The following is a 20,122-nucleotide window of genomic DNA, read 5'->3' as shown; positions in this document are numbered from 1 at the left end:
TGGATTATGAGACGATTAATTTCACGATACAGTATATTGCTCGTGTTTTGTGTATTGACCGGGTGTAATGATTTCTTGGAAGAAACCAGTCAGAGCGAGGTGCGTCCTTCCACGGTAGAGGAGTTGTACCAGGTGATGCTGGGAGAGGCTTACCCGAGAATGACGAGTTTGAATGGCGATATTATAATGCCTTATCTGGAGTTGCTCACGGACAACATGCAATTTAATGATGTGGTTAGTGGGAACGAAGCGGTATTGAACCTGGTAGAAAAGTTCAGGCCTATTTTCTCGTGGAAAAAAGAGATGTATGAAGAGTGTGCCTTAGTGAACGGAATGGGGACCTGGGATCTTTATTATAGCCGGATTTGCGGGTGTAATGTGGTGCTCGATTATCTTGATCGGGTGAGTGGGGATGTGGAGAAAAAGTATGATATGAGAGGACAAGTACTTGTATTACGCGGGTGGTGGTATCTTCAGCTGGTAAATCTTTACGGGTTGCCTTACAACGAGGGTGATCCCGCGAAGAATCCCGGGGTTCCTTTGAAACTTTCGATGGAAGTGACCGGTGAGCTTTTTCCCCGGAATTCCGTGGCAGAGGTGTACGGACAAATAGAGAAAGATTTGCTTGAAGGAACGGCATTGTTAAAAAAGTATGGCACGGAAACTTCAGCGTGGAAAATGAGTTATCTGGCAGGGATGTCTTTGTTGTCCCGGATGTATTTGTATATGGAGAATTGGGATAAAGCTATTGTTTACGCGGATTCGGTCTTGGAGGTTCGTTCCGGTCTATGTGATTTTTCCAAGTTTGACGATGTCGAGAATGCTGTTAGCGGGAATATAGATAAAACTTACAGTGGCGTGTATAACTCGAGTGTCAGTAATGAAATTATTTGGATGTATGGCAATTCCAAAGAAAATACACTTTATACAAGTATGACTTCCGGTTCGCTAGATCCGGCTTTATATGCCATATCGGATGAGTTGGTGGATTGTTTTGAAAAATTGAATAACCCGGGGAATGATTCGAAAGTGGATGCCGGAGATTTAAGACGATGCTACGAGATCGTTTCCGGATATTACTATGATAGCCAAAGAGTAAAACATTACTATCCCTATTGGGTGACGAAGCAGGGGAGGGCTAATGGCATTTATTCGTATAGTTGTTCTGCCAAGGGATTGCGTACCGCGGAGCTTTATTTGAATAGGGCGGAGGCGTATATCCAGAAATACCGTAGGGAAGGGAGTGCCGGTTTCCGTGAGAGAGCTTTGACTGATTTGAATAGGTTGCGGGAGTCCCGTTTTGATACCCGGCACGTGGCTTATGTGCCCGTGGAAAGTCGTACGGATATTGACGTGAGCACTGCCGATAAATTATATGATTTCTGTTTGCTCGAGCGTCGTCGGGAGTTGATGTTTGAAGACCATCGTTGGTTTGATTTGCGCCGCACGGGAATGCCCCGGTTGGAGCATAAAGTAGGTAGTCCGGCGACGACTTACGTGCTGGAAGTTGCAAGTCCGCATTATGTTCTGCCGATACCGGAGGCGGTAATGAAGGATAACGCCAGGTTGGAACAAAATAAGTATTAATAATTTAAGATTACGTGATGAAAAGAATATTATTATGTAGTTCGATTTGCCTTTGTTTGATGGCAATGATTGCTTGTCACGACGAGAGTGCTTTGACCCCGACAGAGCAACCCGAGATGGGATATGTTCTTCCGCAAGGGAATCATGATTTTGACAAACGTATCGTGGCATGGCAGGAAAAAGCGAATTTTTTTATTTTATACAAATTTGCCGATAAAGATATCCGCTGGCAGTATAATACTTGGCTGGATGAGGAGGAAATTACCTATACGTTTGCAGATACGAATTATATTAACAAACAGCTTGATTTGATAGAGTCCAAGTTCCTGAATTTTTATTCTTTAGATATTTTGCGGGAAGGGATGCCTTTGAAACTTATGTTGTTAGGGCAATTGGATGATTACTCTTCTTATGTCCACAAGCATAATATTTACGTGAATTTTGACGGGTTCGCGATGGCTTGGGGAGATAATTCTATCGACAATATGACGGCTGCGCAACGCAACGCGTTTAAAACGGACGTGAATCAGGCTTTCGTGAAAAGGTTAATGGATAATGGTCTATTGCAGGTACCGGAAGCTTTCTCGAAAGTATCTGTTTATAATTCTGTATCTTACTCCCGGGATAAGATGTATGGTTTGGGCTTTTTGGCATTGAATCAATCCCGGGATGCGATCAGGGATTTTAATAAATACGTGGAGGTGATTCTTTCTAATCCTAAAAGTTTTCTGGAGTCCCCTTCTACGAATACATTTACTCATGAAGGGATATTGACGGATGCAAAAGACGTGAACGGGTTGATTCGGTTGAAGTATGAAGCGGTAGTCGAGTATTTTAATAGCCTCGGGATCGATATTCAAGGCATAGGGGATGCCGTGGAGAAATAGATCGCGATAGGCGTTAGAAAAATAAAGTGTGTGAAAATAAATAGTAAATCTTAGAAAGAAATGTATGAAAAAAAGGTTCGTATTTTTTGTAATGGCTCTGTTCGTTAGTGTTTCTTTGATGACTGTGGAAGCAGCTGAAAAAAAGAAAAAGGAAAAGAACAAGGATACCACGGAACGGCAAGAGAAAAGTAAGTATGAAAAGCTGTTCGCGGATAAAAACCACGAGTGTGCGCGAGGTAATTTTATCACGTTGCACAAGGTGAAGGGGAAATTGTATTTTGAATTGCCTTTGAAATACATGGGACGGGAAATGTTGATAGCCGCTACAGTCAAAAAGACCACGAATCCTTCCTTGAGTACCGTGGGGATGAAAATGCGGGATCCTTTGCACGTGCGGTTCGTATTAAGGGATAGCCTGGTATTTCTTCAGAAGGTGAACGCTTCCGTGGAGTGTGACCCGGGAGATTTGACGATGCAGGCAGCCCGGGATTTAAATTATTCCGATTCGGATTTCAAGAAAATGACGGTGGAAGCGTATAATGCGGATAGTTCTGCCGTAGTGTTCGAGATGACAAAAATGTTTTTGGGAGAAGAAAAAGCATTTTCTCCCGTGTCGGAAGGTTCGGGGTTGGTAAATGTAAATTCTACTTTGAAGCCGGAGTTGTGTTCGTTGGGGGATTTGAAGGCTTTTGAGGATAATGTGTCTATTGATGCAGACTTGTCGTATACTTACCGGATGAATGTTTTTTTCTTCGTGTTGGGGGAAGGAGAGGTAACTACGAAAGTAACGCATAGCGTGTTGTTGTTGCCGGAACAGAAGATGAAACCTCGTATTTCTGACGGGCGTATCGGGATTTTCTTGACTGGCAAGCAATTGTTGACGAATCAAGAAGATGGTATCAAAACTTATACTTTAGCGAATCGTTGGCGGTTGGAGCCCAAGGATATGAAGGCTTGGGAAAGAGGTGAACTGGTGGAACCCGTGAAGCCGATCGTTTATTACCTGGATTCCTTGTTCCCGGAGAAGTGGAAAGCCCCCATTAAAGAGGGCGTGTTACGTTGGAATGCTGCGTTTGAGAAGATAGGTTTTAAAAACGCTGTTCGTATCTACGATTTCCCGAAAAATGATCCTTCGTTTGATGCCGATAATTTGAAATTTTCGTGTATCCGTTATTTGCCGGTAGCGACAGCTAATGCCATGGGTCCCTCGTGGGTGGATCCGAGCACGGGTGAAATCGTGAACGCTTCGGTGATCGTGTGGAGTGATGTGGTGCAAATGGCTAATTATTGGCGTTTTGTACAGACTTCTCAAATCGATCCCCGGGTACGCGGTCGAAAGTTGCCGAATGATGTTCTCGGGGAAACGATGGCTTATATCGTGGCTCACGAGGTCGGTCATACTTTGGGGTTGATGCACAATATGGCTGCTTCCGCGGCTTTCCCCGTGGATTCGTTGCGCTCTGTTGCTTTTACCCAAAAGTACGGGACAACTCCTTCGATCATGGATTACGCGCGATTTAATTACGTGGCTCAACCTTCTGACGGAGAGGTGAAATTGACACCTCCGGATTTGGGAGTATATGATTATTACGCGATTAAATGGTTGTATTCTCCGATTAGCGGGAATAAGTCGGTAGAGGAAGAAGCTGAAATTTTACAGCGGTGGATAGACGAAAAAGTGGGAGATCCCCTCTATCGCTATGGCGTACAGCAGATATTCAGTCGTTATGACCCGAGTTCGTTGGAAGAGGATTTAGGGGATGATCCGGTGAAAGCGGGAACTTACGGAATTAAAAATCTGAAATACATCATCGGACATTTGAATGATTGGATCAAGGATGATCCGGATGCTTCCCATCGTTATGCTTTGTACGAGAATATCGTGGTGCAGTACTATCGTTATCTTTTGAACGCGATTTACAATGTAGGGGGTATTTATCTTAATCAAGCGAAAGACGGGACTCCAGCAATCCGTTATCAATCTGTGCCGAAGAATGTACAGAGAAATTCTATGAATTGGGTCATCCGGCAGTTGCGGAACAGTGATTGGTTGGATGCCGAGGAGAATATCAGCAAGTACAAGTTGATGACGAAATCTTCAGCGTTAGTACAGAATGCCGTGATGAAGTCCTTGTTGTCCATGGCTCCACGTGTAACCTTGTCTTCCCATGTTGCTAAAGATGCTTATTCTATGAGGGATTACTTCGAGGACTTGTACGGCAATGTATTTGAGTCAACCATTAATGGTCGTAAACTTACAAGTGGAGACAAAATTATGCAACGGGCTTTGATGGCTACCGCGAAAAGCGTGTTGGTGCCGAAGGAGGGAGGCGGATTATTTTTGAATGGTTTGGCTGTTGATTTAAATCCCTTTGCTCCGTCCGTGGAGGAAATTTGTGCTTTTGGTTTGGATGAGTCGGGATTAGTGAAGGCTAATTATGAGCAATTGAAAAAATTTGAAGACACGTATGGTAGCGGGATTATTGCGTCCCAGGTAAAATTCCAGGAGGTGGATCCCGGGTATAATTTCATGCGGCCTGTTGCCGTAGACGGGATAGATGAATCTGCGGCTTATTATACGGCAATAATACACAAGGTGGAAAAAATGGTGCAAAGTCGTTTGAATACGGCTCATAAAGAAGATCAAGCGCATTATCAGTCTATTTTATTGTTGATTAAATCTATTAAGAAATGAGATAATAGCGACATTAAAGTATCGGGTATATTTTTTGAGGGAGCCTGAAAAGCTTGGAGTGCTTTTCGGCTCCCTCTTTGATAAAGGGCATATAAATGTGTTTACACCAGCGTGAAACTTGAGTTTAGCGCTGTTTTAAGTTCCTGCATCAGCTTGTTTGCGTTTAGTGGTTTGGAAACATAGCTGTTGAAGCCGTTTTTCATGATCCGTTCCTTGTCTGAAGCGAAAGCATATGCCGTGACGGCGATAATAGGTACTGTGGTAGAGAATTTCCGGATTTCTTGTGTTGCCTCGTAACCATCCATGTTAGGCATATTGATATCCATGATGATGATTTGAGGTTGATGTTGTTTATATAGTTCAACAGCTTCTTTTCCGTCCCATGCGTGGATGATTTTGTATGTTGAACCAAGTATCGACTTGAACAGCAGATAATTGCTTTCGTTATCTTCCGCAACCAGAATCGCAATGTCTTTCTGTTTTATGTTTTCTTTCTGTATTTCGATAGCTCCAGGCTTTTTTTTCTCGATAGTGGCGGTCAGGTACGGGATGGAGAACCAGAAAGTGCTGCCTTTGCCTTCACCTTGGGATTCTACGCCGATACGACCAGACATTTTTTCAACGATACTTTTGCAAATGGAAAGCCCGAGCCCGGTTCCTTGGGCGAAATCGTTTAATTTGGTGAAACGTTCAAAAATTCGTTTTTGTCCCTCTTGTGATATACCTAATCCGGTGTCTCGTACGAAGAAACGGATTTCATCCTCTTGCAATTCATAACCGAAAGTGATACATCCTTTGGGAGTGAACTTGCAGGCATTTGTCAGTAAGTTAATCAATACCTGGGATAAGCGATTGGGCTCTGTTTGAATGTAACAATCAGTTGCCCCGAGAGTGAAGTTCAATGTTACTCCCGGTTGGACGCGTAGGCGTACTGTATTCTCCACGGAACGAATTAACTCGTTCAGATCAGTGGATTGATAATTAAAATCAAGTGTGTTCGATTCGACTTTAGCCAAATCAAGCACGTCATTAATCAATTGCAGTAATAATTGGTTGTTATTCTCGATGATTCCTATAAATTGTTGTTTCTGATCTTCGTCCTCTGTAGTGGTCAACAGGTTCGAGAAACCTACGATAGCATTCAGCGGAGTGCGTATTTCGTGGCTCATGTTGGCGAGGAATGCAGATTTCAGGCGATCGGATTCTTTCGCTTTTTCCCTTGCCGATACAAGAGCCTGTTCCTGTTTCTTACGTTCGGTAATCAATAGTAATGAGCCGATAAGAGTGGTGGGTTGTCCGGTAGAATCACATTGGGATACCGCCGCATTGATTTCCAGCCAATCGATGTGTTCTTTCCCGGCTTTTTGGGAAACAATACGGAATTCCGCCTTGGTGTATTGTAATTTGCCGTTTAAAAAGTTGACGTGTATCTGCTTAATGCGGTCTACGTCATCCGGATGTATTCTCTGGAAGTATTCGCTTTCCTCGATTATGTGTATCGAGTGGGTCGAACCGTCTACTTTGGTAAAGTTCATGTGGCTTAGCACACGTTGTACTTCACAGGCAATTTTATGATTTTTCAAATCCCAACGCCATGGTATAATACGTGCCACGCTCAATGTCATATCCAATTTCTTGGCTGATTCCCTTAAATCGTTTTCCGCTTTGCTCCGGCTTGTGACATCTATCCCGAAAAAATCGATCACGTTTTTTTCGGCGGATTGGCAAATGATGAATTCATAAAAAGTATTGGTCTGTTTGAAGTAATGAGTGAATGTGACAGAACGCTCCTTTTTGAAAACAGTTTCGATGAAAGGTGAAATATAATCGATAGGAAAAAGTGGTTTTTGTTGATTCCCGTCTGTGTTCTGATCGGTTAAAGCATGAAATGATTCGTTCGTGGAGTGGTAAGTTACGTGCGTTACGTGTCCGTTTTTATCGAGATCGACAACGGCTTGCGCGTAACAGATTGGCATATTGCGCACTAGTATGTTGTGAGCCCTGAAAAGGGCGAGTTTCTTGCGTTGAAATAATGAATTCAGTACAGCCACGATTATCAATGCGACAAGAATAATGGCGCATATGATGATCTGCCAGCTGTATTGTTGCCACAAGGTTTTCGGTTTATTGATAAACTTTGTTCCCGCGGGACACCTTTCGATGGAGAGATGGTCTTGGCTTAGTTGTGTGTAATTGACAATGGGGTAGGATTTCGTGGAATAGATAAAGGGAATGTTGCGCATGGAACTTCCTTCCAACATTTTGACAACGAGAGTTGTCAGAGCTTCTTGTGTTTGTTCTCTGGCGGGGAAATAGCCTCCCAAAACACCGTCTTGGAGGTAGGCACTTCGTAGGGCAAAAACAGGATGAGGGGATGCGGATATCATACGTGTATCACCGGAAATGAGCATTGGGAACCCGTGAACATTTTTGCGTTCGTAGAACCAAGTCGAGAAAAGTAATCCAATAGTCAGATCCCGGCTGACCAGGTAATCCTGAAAGTGATCGGCGTTTTGATTATTACCGACAAGCCACTCGTATTCGAGGGTAGGGTATTTTGCCAGAATATACGAGTGAACAAGTTTGTCCAGGTAACGGTTCGTGTAAAGTTCGTCTGCAATGAAGACGATTTTTTTTATTTGGGGTTGTATCTGTACCATCATGTCTATGGTTTCTTTATACATATTTGGTACTTCGATGAACGTGAAATTGTATTGCTGTCTGATTTGGGATAATGGAGTTAATTTGCCGTCCAATATATTTAAAGAACCACCTGTAAAATAGTATTCGGTTGATGCGAATGAATCTTCGTTGCCGATTAGTATCATCGGGATGTCGCCCCATTCCTGTTTGATTCGATCTCTTAAAGTAAAAGCCATGTTGCCGATCAGTACGAGGTAAGTAGGTTTTTTGCTTTCAAAACGGGTAAAAATACCATCCTCCATCTGTTTGAATAGTTTATCATTACGGATGAACGTACCGTTCATGTGAACGATTTCGGCAGATACTCCTGCGGTCTGGGCTGTTTGCATCGTGATTGGGGTGATCAATTCTTGGCTCCAGGGAGCCCCTTCGTTATAAGAATTGATAATAAGTAGGCGTTGCTGCTCTTCCGCTTGAGTTGTTTTGGGGATAAGGGCAGACGTAAAAACCAAGTATGTGATTAACACAATCACACACTTGAAAAAAGAATGGTATTTTCTGTGTATCATTATGGTAATATATTTTCTTCGCTTGCAAAATTGTATAGAGTTTCTATCCTCGTAATATGGCTACAAAAATATTTAAATTTGGTACTATAATCAAAAAAGTAGGGTCTATTTTTAATGGGGGAGATTGCCTCCTGGTTTCATCGAGGGGTGTTTTTAATTTAAGAGAAATATAACACAATAAAGCGAGGATGTGTTTTATGTATTTTATATATTTACAGTCCCTTAGTTTTAGAATAATTAAAATAGATTATTAACATTTAGAAATCTGTTGTATGAAAAAAGGATTAGTATTGTTACTTGTGTCACTATTCTTGCTCCCGTGTACGGAACCCTTGTACGCCTGGGGTAAGAAGAAAAAGAAGAAAGCAAAAACTGAACAACAAGACTCTACCACTAAAAAAGTAGAATCGAAATACGAGAAGTTGTTCAAGGGAAAACAACACGAGGAATTTCGCGGAAACTTTATCACGGTTCATCGGGTTGGCGATAAAATTTATTTCGAGTACCCGTTAAAATATATGGGACGGGATGTTTTAATTGCTTCCACTCCTTCCGCTACGAGTGATCCTTCCACGGTAAACGTGGGCTATAAGTCCTCAGATCCTTTGCACGTTCGTTTTAAATTGCAAGATAGCACTATCTTTATGAACGAGTGCGCTACTTATACCACTTTTGATCAAACAAAAGAAATGCAAGAGGCCGCGGCTTTGAATTTCATGGATGTTCGTAAATTAAAATTCAAACTGGAGGCTTACAATAAAGATAGCACTGCGGTTGTATTTGAGGTGGGAAAGATATTCTCCGATCCTTCAATGAATCCTATCGGGGGATATTTTATGGGTATGTTGCCTATTAGCGGAAAGTTGAAGAGTGAGCTTTCTTCCTCGGGAAAGATAAAATCTTTTGATGATAATATCTCGATAGAGTCTCAGGAAGTGTATAATTGTACCGCTAGTTTCCTCTTCTTCTCTTTTAATTTAGGGGATGTTTCCGTTAATACCGTGAAAACCGTGTTGTTGTTGCCGGAAGAAAAAATGAAGCCGAGAATTTCTGATCCCCGTATCGGGATTTTCTTGACCGGGAAACAAAATATTTCTCCCAGGGAAGGATCTAAATATTATTCATTTGCCAATCGTTGGCGTTTGGAACCGAAAGATGTTCAAGCCTGGGAGCGGGGTGAACTTGTTGAACCGGTAAAACCGATCGTGTTCTACCTGGACAATACTTTCCCGGAAAACTGGAAACCTGCTTTGCGGGAGGGAGTTTTAGACTGGAACAAGGCTTTCGAGAAGATTGGTTTCAAGAACACGGTTCAAGTTAAAGATTTCCCGACGGATGACCCGAACTTTGACCCGGATAACTTGAAATATTCTTGCATCCGCTATTGTCCTGCCGGGGTGGCTAATGCCATGGGACCGAGTTGGGTAGACCCGACAACGGGCGAAATCGTGAACGCTTCCGTGATCGTGTATAATGATATCGTGAAGTTGGTATCTCAGTGGCGTTTTGTTCAAACCGCGCAGGTTGACGAATCCATGCGCCAGAAAGAGATGCCACAAGAGGCTTTGCACGAGTCTTTGGTTTACGTGATGGCTCACGAGGTAGGGCACACGCTGGGCTTGATGCACAATATGGCGTCTTCTCATGCTTACCCGGTAGATTCGTTACGTTCCGCTTCTTTCACGCGTAAATACGGGACAACACCTTCTATCATGGACTACGCTCGTTACAATTACGTGGCACAGCCCGGTGATAAAGGATTGAAATTGACCCCTCCCGATCTTGGTGTTTACGATTATTACGCGATTAAATGGTTGTACTCCCCGATCGCCGGCAATAAAAGCGTGAAAGAGGAATCAAAGATTGTCGAGCAATGGATTGACGAGAAAGTTGGCGACCCGATGTATCGCTATGGTCAACAACAAGTTGCAAGCATGTATGACCCGAGCGCGTTGACCGAAGACTTGGGGGATGATCCTATCAAGGCTAGTAATTACGGTATCAAGAATTTGAAATACATTCTGCCAAACGTGAATAATTGGATTTCAGATGATGATTTCTCTGAATACCGATTGGAATTGTATTCTCAAATATTGAACCAGTACTACCGGTATATTTCAAACGTCCTGTGCCAGGTGGGTGGAGTTTACCTGAATCCTGTAAAAGAAGGGACCCCGGTAGAGCGTTACCAGCCGGTATCCCGTGATGTTCAACGGGCTTCCATGCGTTGGACTATCAAGCAATTAAGAGATAGCGACTGGTTGAATGACAAAGCTTTGGATCAAAAAATATTCGCCCCGAAATATTCCACGCTCTTGCAGGGTGTTGTGGCTAAAGCATTATTTACTATTGCGCCGAGGGTTACATTGACGGCTCATTTGTCAAAAAATCCTTACACGGTTAAGGATTACTATGATGATTTGTATGCTGGAATTTGGGAACCGACAATTCAAGGTAAGAAATTGACGGATGGCGATAAATTAATGCAAAGACTTTGCGTGGCTCAAGGGGCTGACGTTGTAGGAAAAGCTATTGCCCCGAAGAAAGGAATCACTGGCTTTGGCGATATGATTCCTGCAATTGAACTTTCCATAGATGAGGTGATTGAGTCGGGTATGGATAAAACTGGCGACGTGCGTCGTTACCGGGATCAGTTGAAAGCTTTCGAGGCTGAATACGGTCAAGGTCTGGTGGCATGCCAGATTGCAACATACAATGTCTTCGGTGCGGATCCTTACGGGTGGCAGAGAGCCGTGAAAGTTGATACCATTGACGAATCTCTGGGATACAATGTAGATATGTTGAATCGGATTCAAAAATTGATAGAGAGTAGACTTGCTGGTGCGAATGCAGCAGATAGAGCTCATTATCAATCAATTTTGCTTCAAATAAAAGCATTAAGTAAATAAGATATTATTTTCTCTACAAGGAGAGCGTGCCAGTCTATGGCACGCTCTTTTTGTTGTCCCGCACTAAGTTTTCAATGAAGTTGGTGAACGATCTTATTTTTCACCTTGAAATAATACTTCTCGTAAAATATGATAGATCATTGAAAGAAAGTTTTTTAACTTTTTTTATATTTGTCAGCGAAAAGTGTGCTCGAATATGAATACTGGCAAAGCGGAATTAATTGCGGGTATCAGAAACCGTAGAAACAATTTCGTTTTGTATTATCGGATTCACAAGAAAAAGCCATTGCCAGCGCTACCAACATGATTGCAAGTGATATTGAGGACTTCCTGATCAAGGAATTCCCGTTGGAAGGTACCGTTATTCCCATGGACTACGAGGTAAAGAAAGACAAGCTGGTGAAGTGTTACATTGACTTAGGTTCAGACCATGGCGTTAAGAAAGGAGATTATTTCTCTATTTTAACTCCCAGCGTAAGAGCCGGTCGCACGACGTACAGCGAGGAAGAACTTCAAATTCTCCAAGAAGGAGTGTTGTGGTGGAAAAATTGAGAAATAAAAAAGAGGCTCATTTTTGAACCTCTTGGGTGGGCGCTGAGGGATTCGAACCCCCGACCCTCTGGGTGTAAACCAGATGCTCTGAACCAGCTGAGCTAAGCGCCCGTGTTGCTTGAATGCGGATGCAAATGTAGTGCATTTTTTGAATACTGCAAAAGATCGGTGATTTTTTTTTGAAAAAAATAGAAATAATTGAGGAGGGGATAAATTGTTTATGTCCGTTTTTTTGATATGCTTGTTGTAATAATTTAAGCGAGAGGATGAAAAGGGAATATTTAAGCCATACCATTATAGAGTTAACCTCGTTACAACTGCTGTATGCCGAGGCGCTCCGGATCGTGAAAGGGATACCCCGCTGGAAATCCGGTGAATTCAGGGGTGAAAAAACACGGGTGTCCTACACGATACCTGTAAATTTCAAGTTGAAGAAATAGGTTCGTGAGAATATTTTTATAAAATAAACATCAATTATTATGTGTATTATATTGAAAATAAGAGATAATAATTACAATATATAAGATTATAAAAACAATCGATTTGATTTATAATATTATCTTCTTTACATTTGTAACAGAAAAACAGAAAGAAAGTATAATAATAAAAATCAATAGATATGAAAACGAAAAATTTAATCGGACTAGAAGTAGAGAAATCACAAGAGATCGTGAATCATTTGAATGATTTGTTGGCTAACTACCAATTGTATTATCAGAACGTGAGAGGATTCCACTGGAACGTGAAAGGACGCGGGTTCTTCCAGTTGCACGCCAAATTTGAAGAGTATTACAACGACGCTATCGAGAAAATAGACGAGATTGCTGAACGCGTGCTTACGTTGGAGGGAACCCCGTTACACTCGTATTCGGCTTACATGAAAATATCCGAAATCAAGGAGGTAACGGGGCTTTCCAACGGGTTGGAATGCGTGAAGCAAATCATGGATAGCCTGGTGATTTTAATCCGGAAGGAGAGAGAAATTTTGGCACTTGCAGCCGAGGCTGGCGATGACGGGACTCAGGATATGCTGAATCCTTATATCACCGCACAGGAAAAGACTTTGTGGATGCTACGAGCATTTTTAAGTGAATAAGTTTAAGTTTGAATTTGTAACCGCGCGAGCTACCGGAATTTCCGGTAGCTTTTTTGCTATATAGAATAAAACATCCTTTCGGGGTTGTTAGCCAATAAAGGTGATATTTTAATTACTATATTTGTATCCATAATAAATCTAGATCATCGTGAATATGTGGGAATATATCGTTATTGGAGTTATGGTTTTAGCAAATCTGGCGTTTTTCTTGTATTATAAACGCAAGGTGTCAAAAATGCATGAAGATGTTGTTGAAATGATGCCGGAGAAGATCATCAGTTCTGTTCCGGATATGATTTTCATGGTTGATGGACAGTTGGATATACAAAAAATATATAATGCCGATTCATCGAAACTATCCTTGTCCGCGGAGGCATTGATCGGAAGGAACTTGAAGGATTGTGTCGATCCGGAATGTATGGAGAACGTGTCGGCGAACATACGGGAAGCTCTGGCGACCGGGAAAGTACGCGAGTCGGAGTACACGATAACGATGAATGGCAAAAAGGTGTTTTACGAGGGGCGTTACAAGCGGGTGCAGGATAACCTTGTGGCTTGCTTTGAACGCGATATCACGCGGCGGAAAAAGACGGAAACGGAAATAAAGCAGAACGAACGCCTGGTGAACGCCGTCTTGGATAACATGCCGATGCCGTTGATTATTAAAGATATTGACGACGATTTGAAATACGTGTTCTGGAATAAGCAGTGTGAACTCTTGGGAGGGTACACGCGGGAAGAGATTATCGGCAAGAATGATATTGAGATATACGGGGAAGAACGGGGGCGTTATTACCGGGAGGTAGATCGCGGGATCATAGAGAATGGCGGCTCCTACCGGGAACAGGAGGAGTACTTGACTCCCGACGGGGTGAAGTACGTTTCAATCGTGAATAAAAACGTCGTTTCGAATGATGTTCACCATTGGTTGTTGGCTACCCGTTGGGATATTTCCGATTTGATACATGTTCATGACCAGTTGCAGGAGGCGAACCGGAATTTAAGGAGGATACAAGAAGTCAATCAGTTGATACTAGATCACTCGAATAGCGGGTTGGTGTACGTGAACACGGATTATATCGTGGAATGGGAGAATCTGGCAAAATACTCCACGCATCCGTTAGCGGGCAAATACAAGCAAGGGGTGTGTTGTTACCGGAACGTGATGGGGCGGGAGGAACCTTGCCCCGGTTGCGTGATGCGGGAAGCCATGTTTTCCGGCAAGGTTGAGGTTAAGGAATTGGAGTTGGAGGGCGATGTTGTCGTCGAAGTGGTGGCGACGCCCGTCTCCGGCGTGAAAGGCGGGAAACCCCGGGGAGTGGTGTTGAAATACGAGGATGTGACCGAGAGGCGTCGTGTCGCGAAAGAGTGGTTGCGGGCGAAGGAGGCGGCAGAGGCTTCCGATAAATTGAAATCAATGTTCCTCTCGAACATGAGCCACGAGATCCGCACGCCCTTGAATGCCATCGTGGGATTCAGCGAGTTGCTGACGCAAACGGAGGAACCGGGGGAGAGGGAAGAATATATCGCTATCATCCAACGAAATAACGAGTTGTTGCTACAATTGATCAATGATATTTTGGATTTGTCGAAGATCGAGGCGGGAACGCTGGAATTTGTTTACACGACGGAGGATATGAACGAGTTGTTGCACAGCCTTGAGCTGAGCAGCCGCCAGAAGATCGTTGATAACCCGGATGTCGAGATCGCTTTTACTTCTCGGCTGGACGAATGCGTCATCTACACGGAGAAGAATAGGGTATTGCAAGTGTTATCCAATTTCATGAGCAACGCCCTGAAGTTCACGACTCGCGGGCACGTGTATTTCGGGTACGAGCGGAGGGGGGATGAGCTACGTTTCTTTGTTTCCGACACGGGACGAGGCATTCCGGCAGACAAGCAATCCGATATTTTCAAGCGTTTTATCAAGCTGGACAGTTTCACGAGCGGGACGGGGTTAGGGTTGGCGATATGCCAGACCATCGTGAACAAACTGGGAGGAGCCATCGGCGTGGAATCTGGGGAAGGGCAAGGGAGTACCTTCTGGTTCACGTTGCCTCTGAAACCGGGGGATAACGTACAATAACACGAAGTACAAGTTAAGGGGTAATCCTATACATAACCCGAGTGAATTCAACTTCATTCGGGGATGAGTACCGGTGCAGTTCCGTGTATAAAGCTTTTAATATACTATAGGTTCGCTGTAGATTCGCTGTTCTAATACAGGGAATCTACAGCGAACCTACAGCGAATCTACAGCGTTGTATACGGTAATGTACCGGAATTACACCCCGAGTATTTTGGAAGTCATGGGTGCCTTCCCCTTGTTTAGGGTTGATATAATCCATAGATTTCACGGGTAAATCTACTAGAAAACAGAACCTTTAGGCTTGTTTTTCGAGGTCGGCACGGGATTTACTCTGTGTCACGAGGTAGACGCCGAAAAAAACGAGGGCGGCGGCAACGGGTTTTTCCCACGTGAAGACGTCTTGCCCGATGAGGATTGCCACGAGCGAGGCGATGATGGGTTGGGCGTTGTTGTACATGCTGACCGTGGTTGGGCGAATACGTTTCAGGGCGATGGGGACGAGCAAGTAGGCGACCCCGGTTGCCATGATGACGATATAAAAAAGGCGCAACAGGGCGTTTAGGTCGAGTACCGGTGTCGTGAATATTTTGGATTCACTGAGTTTGTCGAATCCGAGGGGGAAGGCGATGAGGGTGGCGAAGAAGAACATCCATTTCATGAGGGTGACTGGGGAATAGCGTTGCGAGATAGTACGGGTGATGATGAGGTAGGTGGCGTAGGTCACGATGTTCACGATGCAAAAGAGGTTGCCAAGCATATTATGGGGACCGCCACCCGCGGGGGAGGATTGCAGAATTAACAACAATGCCCCGCATGCCCCGATAAAGACCCCAGTTGCTTTTTTGCCCGTGATGGGTTCTTTCAGGAATACGGCAGCCATGAGCATCACGATGACGGGTGTCATGGCGGCGATGAGGGAGATGTTGACGGGAGAGGTGTATTGCAGGGCGACTGCGAATGACAGTTGTGCCCCGATAAGCCCGAAAAGGGCGGCGAAGAATAGTATTGCCAAGTCTTTGACACTTATTTTTTCCCGGGGAATAAACAGGGAGATACACCAGAAAATGACGGTGGCACTCGACATCCTGACCAGTGTCAGGGCAAACGGGTTAATCCACTCGGGAACGAGCGTTTTAGCGATAGGCGTGTTCAGCCCGAAGATAACGTTGGTCATCAGTATTGCGATGTGTCCTTGCCATTTTTCTCTGGTCATTGTGAATCGGAATTAGGTGTCAGGTACAAAAGTAGGGCTAAAATCAGAGATATGTTTCGGGATTTTATTAATTTTGAAAATTAATACTGAATGTGGATTTGTATTTGTTCGGGATTCGATATGATGATAGAAAATAAAATCGGATATTTTATAAATCAGGCATCCCGTTATGCGGGGGTTGGATTGATGCTTTGCAGTAGCGGGAATTTGTCTTGGCGGATCGGGGAGAAGGCTCTCGTTTCGGGGACGGGGACGTGGTTGTCCGCTTTGACGGAAGGCAAGGTTGCTTTGTGTGATGTTGCGACAGGAGTGCCGGAGAATGGCGTGCGACCTTCCATGGAGAGTGTTTTTCACCTCGGGGTTATGCGGGAGCGGGCGGACGTGAACGTGGTGTTGCATTTCCAGTCGGAGTACGCTACCGTGGTGGCTTGTATGAAGGAGAAACCGAAGAATTTCAACGTGACGCTGGAAGTGCCTTATCACGTGGGGGAGATCGCTGTGATTCCTTATTATTGTCCGGGTTCGCCGGAATTGGCACAAGCGGTTATCGAGGCGATGCGGGATCACGATGCCGTGTTGATGAGCAATCACGGGCAGGTGGTGTGCGGGAAGGATTTTGATGATGTGTTGCAGCGTGCCCTGTTTTTCGAGATGGCTTGCCGGATTATCGTGCAAAGTGGGGGAGCTTATGATGTACTTGGAGAGAAGGATGTGGAGGATTTGAAAAGATTACGTTTTAATTCTCGATAATTATTTGCATCTTTGTTTTCAAATATCAAGAATATGAGCAACCTGCAGATGTATACAGAATCCGTAAAAATCATCAAGGAAGCGATATTACGGAGTCAATATCGTGCCGTGGCTTCTGTAAATAAAGAGCAGTTGTCATTGTATTATGGAATTGGCTGCTATGTGTCGAAGAATTCCCGTGAAGGGTTTTGGGGTAAAGGCGCAATAGAAGCTATCAGTCAACAGTTGCAGAAAGAATTGCCTGGACTTCGTGGTTTCTCTGTTGCTAATATTAAATTTATGCGTCAGTTTTATGAAACCTGGTGCGATGATTTGAAATCGCTAACCGTGGTTAGCGGAATAGGAGAAGACAATTCGCTAACCGCGGTTAGCGAAATTGACACCCAACTGTTAGTTTCCCGTGAAAGGCTTGAGAAAGAGGATTTTGAACTTACATCGTTTTTGTCATTAGGCTTTACACATCATATGATTATTGTTCGTAAAACGACATCACTTGCAGAACGCCTGTTCTATATTCGACAATCTGTTATAAACAAATGGAGCAAAGAAGTTTTGGCTGCAAGAATTGAAGATGGTTTATTTCATCATCAAGGTGAGATTGCTCATAATTTCATTCAAACGATACCTGATGCCCGACAATCATTAAAAGCTATAAGTATGTTCAAGGATGAATATCTTTTGGACTTTATCAATGTTGAAGAACTTGCCGAACGGGATAAAGAAGATATAGATGAACGGGTAGTAGAGCAAGAAATTATACATAACATAAAGAAGTTTATTCTTACTTTCGGGCGTGATTTTGCATTTGTCGGCAATCAATATAAGTTAGAAGTTTTCGGAATAGAGCATTTCCCCGATTTAATATTTTTCAATCGTGAGTTGAATGCATTGGTCGTGATCGAATTGAAAAAAGGTGCGTTCAAATCCGCTTATTTAGGGCAATTGTGTACCTACTTGCGTCTTGTGGATGATCAAATGCGTAAACCTCATGAAAATCCGTCTATCGGATTAGTACTGTGTAAGAGTGCTGACAAGAAGTATGTGGAATACGTAATTCAAGACTATAATAAACCTTTGGGTGTTGCTACCTATAAGACCTCAGATGATATGCCTGAGAAATTAAAACGAGCTTTACCTGATATTGAGGAATTGAAGAAATTGTTATAAGAGAAGTATTAAAATGACAGGATTTTTAGTTAGAATTGGCTGATGTAATATGGAGCATTTTATTGAAAACGTGAACAAGAAACGGGAGGGGGCATGGAGTGAGTTGTACAGGAGGTTTTATCCTGCTCTTTGTAACTATGCTTTGAAGATCGTGAGGGATGCGGATGTGGCGGAGGATGTTGTTCAGGATTGTTTCATTAAAATATGGGATTCATATATTCAGTTTGAAGATGTGCCGTCATTGACGGCTTATTTGTTCCGTGCGGTGTACACCCGCTCACTGAATCTGGTGAGGGATCTGGGATATGCCCAAGGGTTGCACGAGAAATGGGGAGAAAAGATGCTGGAGGAACAGGAGGAGATGGATCCGGTGATCGAGATTGCGGTGGAAGAGGATGTCGTGAATAAGTTTTATGCTATTATAGATGAATTGTCCGGGCAACAGCGGGAAGTGGTGTTGATGAGTATGGATGGTGCGAAGGTGAAGGAGATCGCGGAGAAGTTGCATATCAGCGAGAATTCCGTTAAAACTCAAAAAAAGAGGGCTTATGCTTATGTACGTGAGCGTTTGGGGGAAGGACTCGGGGCGATACTTTTCTTGTTATTCTCGTGAAAACTATTTTTTTTCTTTCAAGATATCATTTCCTTGAAAAATTTTGTCACCCGTTTTTTTAAGTCATGTGTTCTTTAATTGAGAAGAAACATGAAATAATGAAAGACTGGAAAAATATAGCGAGTCGATCCAAGCGGGTTACGGATTATCTGAAAGGACTTTTTTTAGAAGAAGAAAGTCCCGAAAGTACGTTCACGGGTGATCCGATGGAGGAACGGATTGTCGAACGACTTTCCCGGGCGGATTATTTGCGACAGAAACGGGAGGAGCAAAAGCGTTTTAATGCTGATTTGGCTTTCGGGAAGTTGAAGAGGCGTAATCGCCGCCGGGTGATGATTCGTGTAAGTTCCGTGGCGGCTTCCGCGGCAATTCTTTTAGGGGTGATCTGGCTGTTTCAGATGGAGCCGGAGTCCGTGAAGAATGTACCTTTGACGAAAAAGGTGATTGTTCCCGGGGAACGGAAAGCTGTGCTCGTGTTGAATGACGGGCGGGAACTTGATCTGAAAGAAACACGAGCCACGAGAATAGAAACCGCGGAAGGAGTGATTCATATCGATTCGGTCGGGGTGATTCGTAGCGAGGAAAGCGGGGAGGGAGTTGCCGAGGATAGTTATAATAAATTGATTATTCCACGGGGAGGCGAGTATCATCTGGTTTTGTCGGACGGGACGAACGTGTGGTTGAATTCCGAGACGGAGTTGCGTTTCCCGATTCATTTCAAGGGAGATACCCGGCAGGTGTATTTGAAGGGGGAGGCTTATTTCGATGTAAAAACGAACTCGGGCAAGCCTTTTATTGTCAGTACGGCCGCGGGGGATGTGAAAGTACTGGGTACGGCATTTGACGTGGAGGTGTACGACACGACGAGAATCGTGGCAACGTTGGAAAGAGGGGCAATCAGTTACGTGCATGAATCACAGCCGGAAATTGTGTTGCGTCCCGGGGAGCAATTGGCTTATAAGCTAGGGAATGACCAACCTCGCGTGAGTAAGGTGAACACGAGATTGTACACGGCTTGGAAAGATCATCTTTTCTGTTTCGAAGAGCAGCGATTGTCGGAAATCATGACGATTTTGGCTCGCTGGTATGATTTGAAAGTGCGATTCATGTCGGAAGAACTGAAAAGCGTGGAGTTGTCCGGAACCTTGGATAAGTACGCGGACGTGAGCCAGTTATTGAGATTTTTTGAGTTAGGAACGAACGTGAAATTTGAAATAGAAGGTAATGTAGTGACAGTGAAAAAAGCAAAATAAAAAGGGATCGATACAGAGCGACCAAACCTTGAATCGAAACCCTTTTATCTAAGTGTTAAACTTATAAAATCAAACAAAGTTATGAAAAAAAATCCACCT

The 20,122-nt window shown here is 43.6% G+C and carries 14 protein-coding genes and 1 tRNA gene; 12 read left to right on the top strand and 3 right to left on the bottom strand.

Going from position 1 to position 20,122, the window contains the following annotated elements; translation table 11 throughout:
* Positions 1-6 precede the first annotated feature (6 nt).
* The 3 genes from BN8899_RS07595 to BN8899_RS07585 all read left to right on the top strand — a co-directional run bounded on the left by BN8899_RS07595 (position 7) and on the right by BN8899_RS07585 (position 5,169).
* A complete protein-coding gene (locus tag BN8899_RS07595; protein WP_065218960.1) occupies positions 7-1,587 on the top strand; it encodes a RagB/SusD family nutrient uptake outer membrane protein in 1,581 nt (526 codons plus the stop codon).
* Between the two features lie 17 nt (positions 1,588-1,604).
* A complete protein-coding gene (locus tag BN8899_RS07590; protein ID WP_148375323.1) occupies positions 1,605-2,474 on the top strand; it encodes a hypothetical protein in 870 nt (289 codons plus the stop codon).
* 64 nt (positions 2,475-2,538) lie between these two features.
* The gene (locus BN8899_RS07585) at positions 2,539-5,169 is read left to right on the top strand and encodes a zinc-dependent metalloprotease (RefSeq protein ID WP_065218958.1); all 2,631 of its coding nucleotides are present in this window, start codon (positions 2,539-2,541) and stop codon (positions 5,167-5,169) included.
* Between the two features lie 101 nt (positions 5,170-5,270).
* On the opposite strand, the gene BN8899_RS07580 is transcribed toward BN8899_RS07585, so the two are convergent.
* A complete protein-coding gene (locus BN8899_RS07580; protein ID WP_065218957.1) occupies positions 5,271-8,381 on the bottom strand; it encodes a response regulator in 3,111 nt (1,036 codons plus the stop codon).
* 272 nt (positions 8,382-8,653) lie between these two features.
* Here BN8899_RS07580 and BN8899_RS07575 point away from each other — a divergent pair, with 272 nt between their 5' ends.
* A complete protein-coding gene (locus BN8899_RS07575) occupies positions 8,654-11,290 on the top strand; it encodes a zinc-dependent metalloprotease (RefSeq protein WP_065218956.1) in 2,637 nt (878 codons plus the stop codon).
* 303 nt (positions 11,291-11,593) lie between these two features.
* Complete coding sequence (locus tag BN8899_RS07570; RefSeq protein ID WP_065218955.1) at positions 11,594-11,842, top strand: hypothetical protein; 249 nt, start codon at positions 11,594-11,596, stop codon at positions 11,840-11,842.
* A gap of 36 nt (positions 11,843-11,878) precedes the next feature.
* Here BN8899_RS07570 and BN8899_RS07565 read toward each other — a convergent pair.
* Positions 11,879-11,953: transfer RNA gene (locus BN8899_RS07565), tRNA-Val, on the bottom strand.
* Between the two features lie 155 nt (positions 11,954-12,108).
* Between BN8899_RS07565 and BN8899_RS20715 the strand changes: the two genes are divergently transcribed.
* From BN8899_RS20715 to BN8899_RS07555, 3 genes are all read left to right on the top strand, one after another.
* Positions 12,109-12,282 (top strand): energy transducer TonB, encoded by a 174-nt coding sequence (locus BN8899_RS20715; RefSeq protein ID WP_148375322.1) that lies wholly within the window; start codon positions 12,109-12,111, stop codon positions 12,280-12,282.
* 179 nt (positions 12,283-12,461) lie between these two features.
* Complete coding sequence (locus BN8899_RS07560) at positions 12,462-12,938, top strand: Dps family protein (protein ID WP_018338866.1); 477 nt, start codon at positions 12,462-12,464, stop codon at positions 12,936-12,938.
* A 154-nt stretch (positions 12,939-13,092) separates the two neighbouring features.
* The gene (locus BN8899_RS07555; RefSeq protein ID WP_082986955.1) at positions 13,093-15,024 is read left to right on the top strand and encodes a PAS domain-containing sensor histidine kinase; all 1,932 of its coding nucleotides are present in this window, start codon (positions 13,093-13,095) and stop codon (positions 15,022-15,024) included.
* Positions 15,025-15,322: 298 nt separating this feature from the next.
* Here the strand turns inward: BN8899_RS07555 and BN8899_RS07550 are convergent, their stop codons facing one another.
* The gene (locus tag BN8899_RS07550; protein WP_065218954.1) at positions 15,323-16,240 is read right to left on the bottom strand and encodes a DMT family transporter; all 918 of its coding nucleotides are present in this window, start codon (positions 16,238-16,240) and stop codon (positions 15,323-15,325) included.
* Positions 16,241-16,360: 120 nt separating this feature from the next.
* On the opposite strand from BN8899_RS07550, the gene BN8899_RS07545 reads away from it, so the two are divergent.
* The 4 genes from BN8899_RS07545 (at position 16,361) to BN8899_RS07530 (ending at position 20,023) form a co-directional block, all read left to right on the top strand.
* Positions 16,361-16,990 carry a class II aldolase/adducin family protein gene (locus BN8899_RS07545; RefSeq protein WP_065219431.1) on the top strand — a complete coding sequence of 210 codons (630 nt, stop codon included), beginning with the start codon at positions 16,361-16,363 and terminating at the stop codon, positions 16,988-16,990.
* A 33-nt stretch (positions 16,991-17,023) separates the two neighbouring features.
* A complete protein-coding gene (locus BN8899_RS07540; protein ID WP_065218953.1) occupies positions 17,024-18,157 on the top strand; it encodes a PDDEXK nuclease domain-containing protein in 1,134 nt (377 codons plus the stop codon).
* Between the two features lie 49 nt (positions 18,158-18,206).
* Positions 18,207-18,770, top strand: coding sequence for an RNA polymerase sigma factor (locus tag BN8899_RS07535; RefSeq protein WP_065218952.1), 564 nt, complete (start codon positions 18,207-18,209; stop codon positions 18,768-18,770).
* Positions 18,771-18,868: 98 nt separating this feature from the next.
* Complete coding sequence (locus BN8899_RS07530) at positions 18,869-20,023, top strand: FecR family protein (RefSeq protein WP_187376808.1); 1,155 nt, start codon at positions 18,869-18,871, stop codon at positions 20,021-20,023.
* Positions 20,024-20,122: the final 99 nt, after the last annotated feature.

This window comes from Butyricimonas sp. Marseille-P2440, from assembly GCF_900091675.1.
GTDB classification, from domain to species: domain Bacteria; phylum Bacteroidota; class Bacteroidia; order Bacteroidales; family Marinifilaceae; genus Butyricimonas; species Butyricimonas synergistica.
Note: the sequence above shows the minus strand (reverse complement) of the source record. Positions and strands in the feature narration are given on the sequence as shown.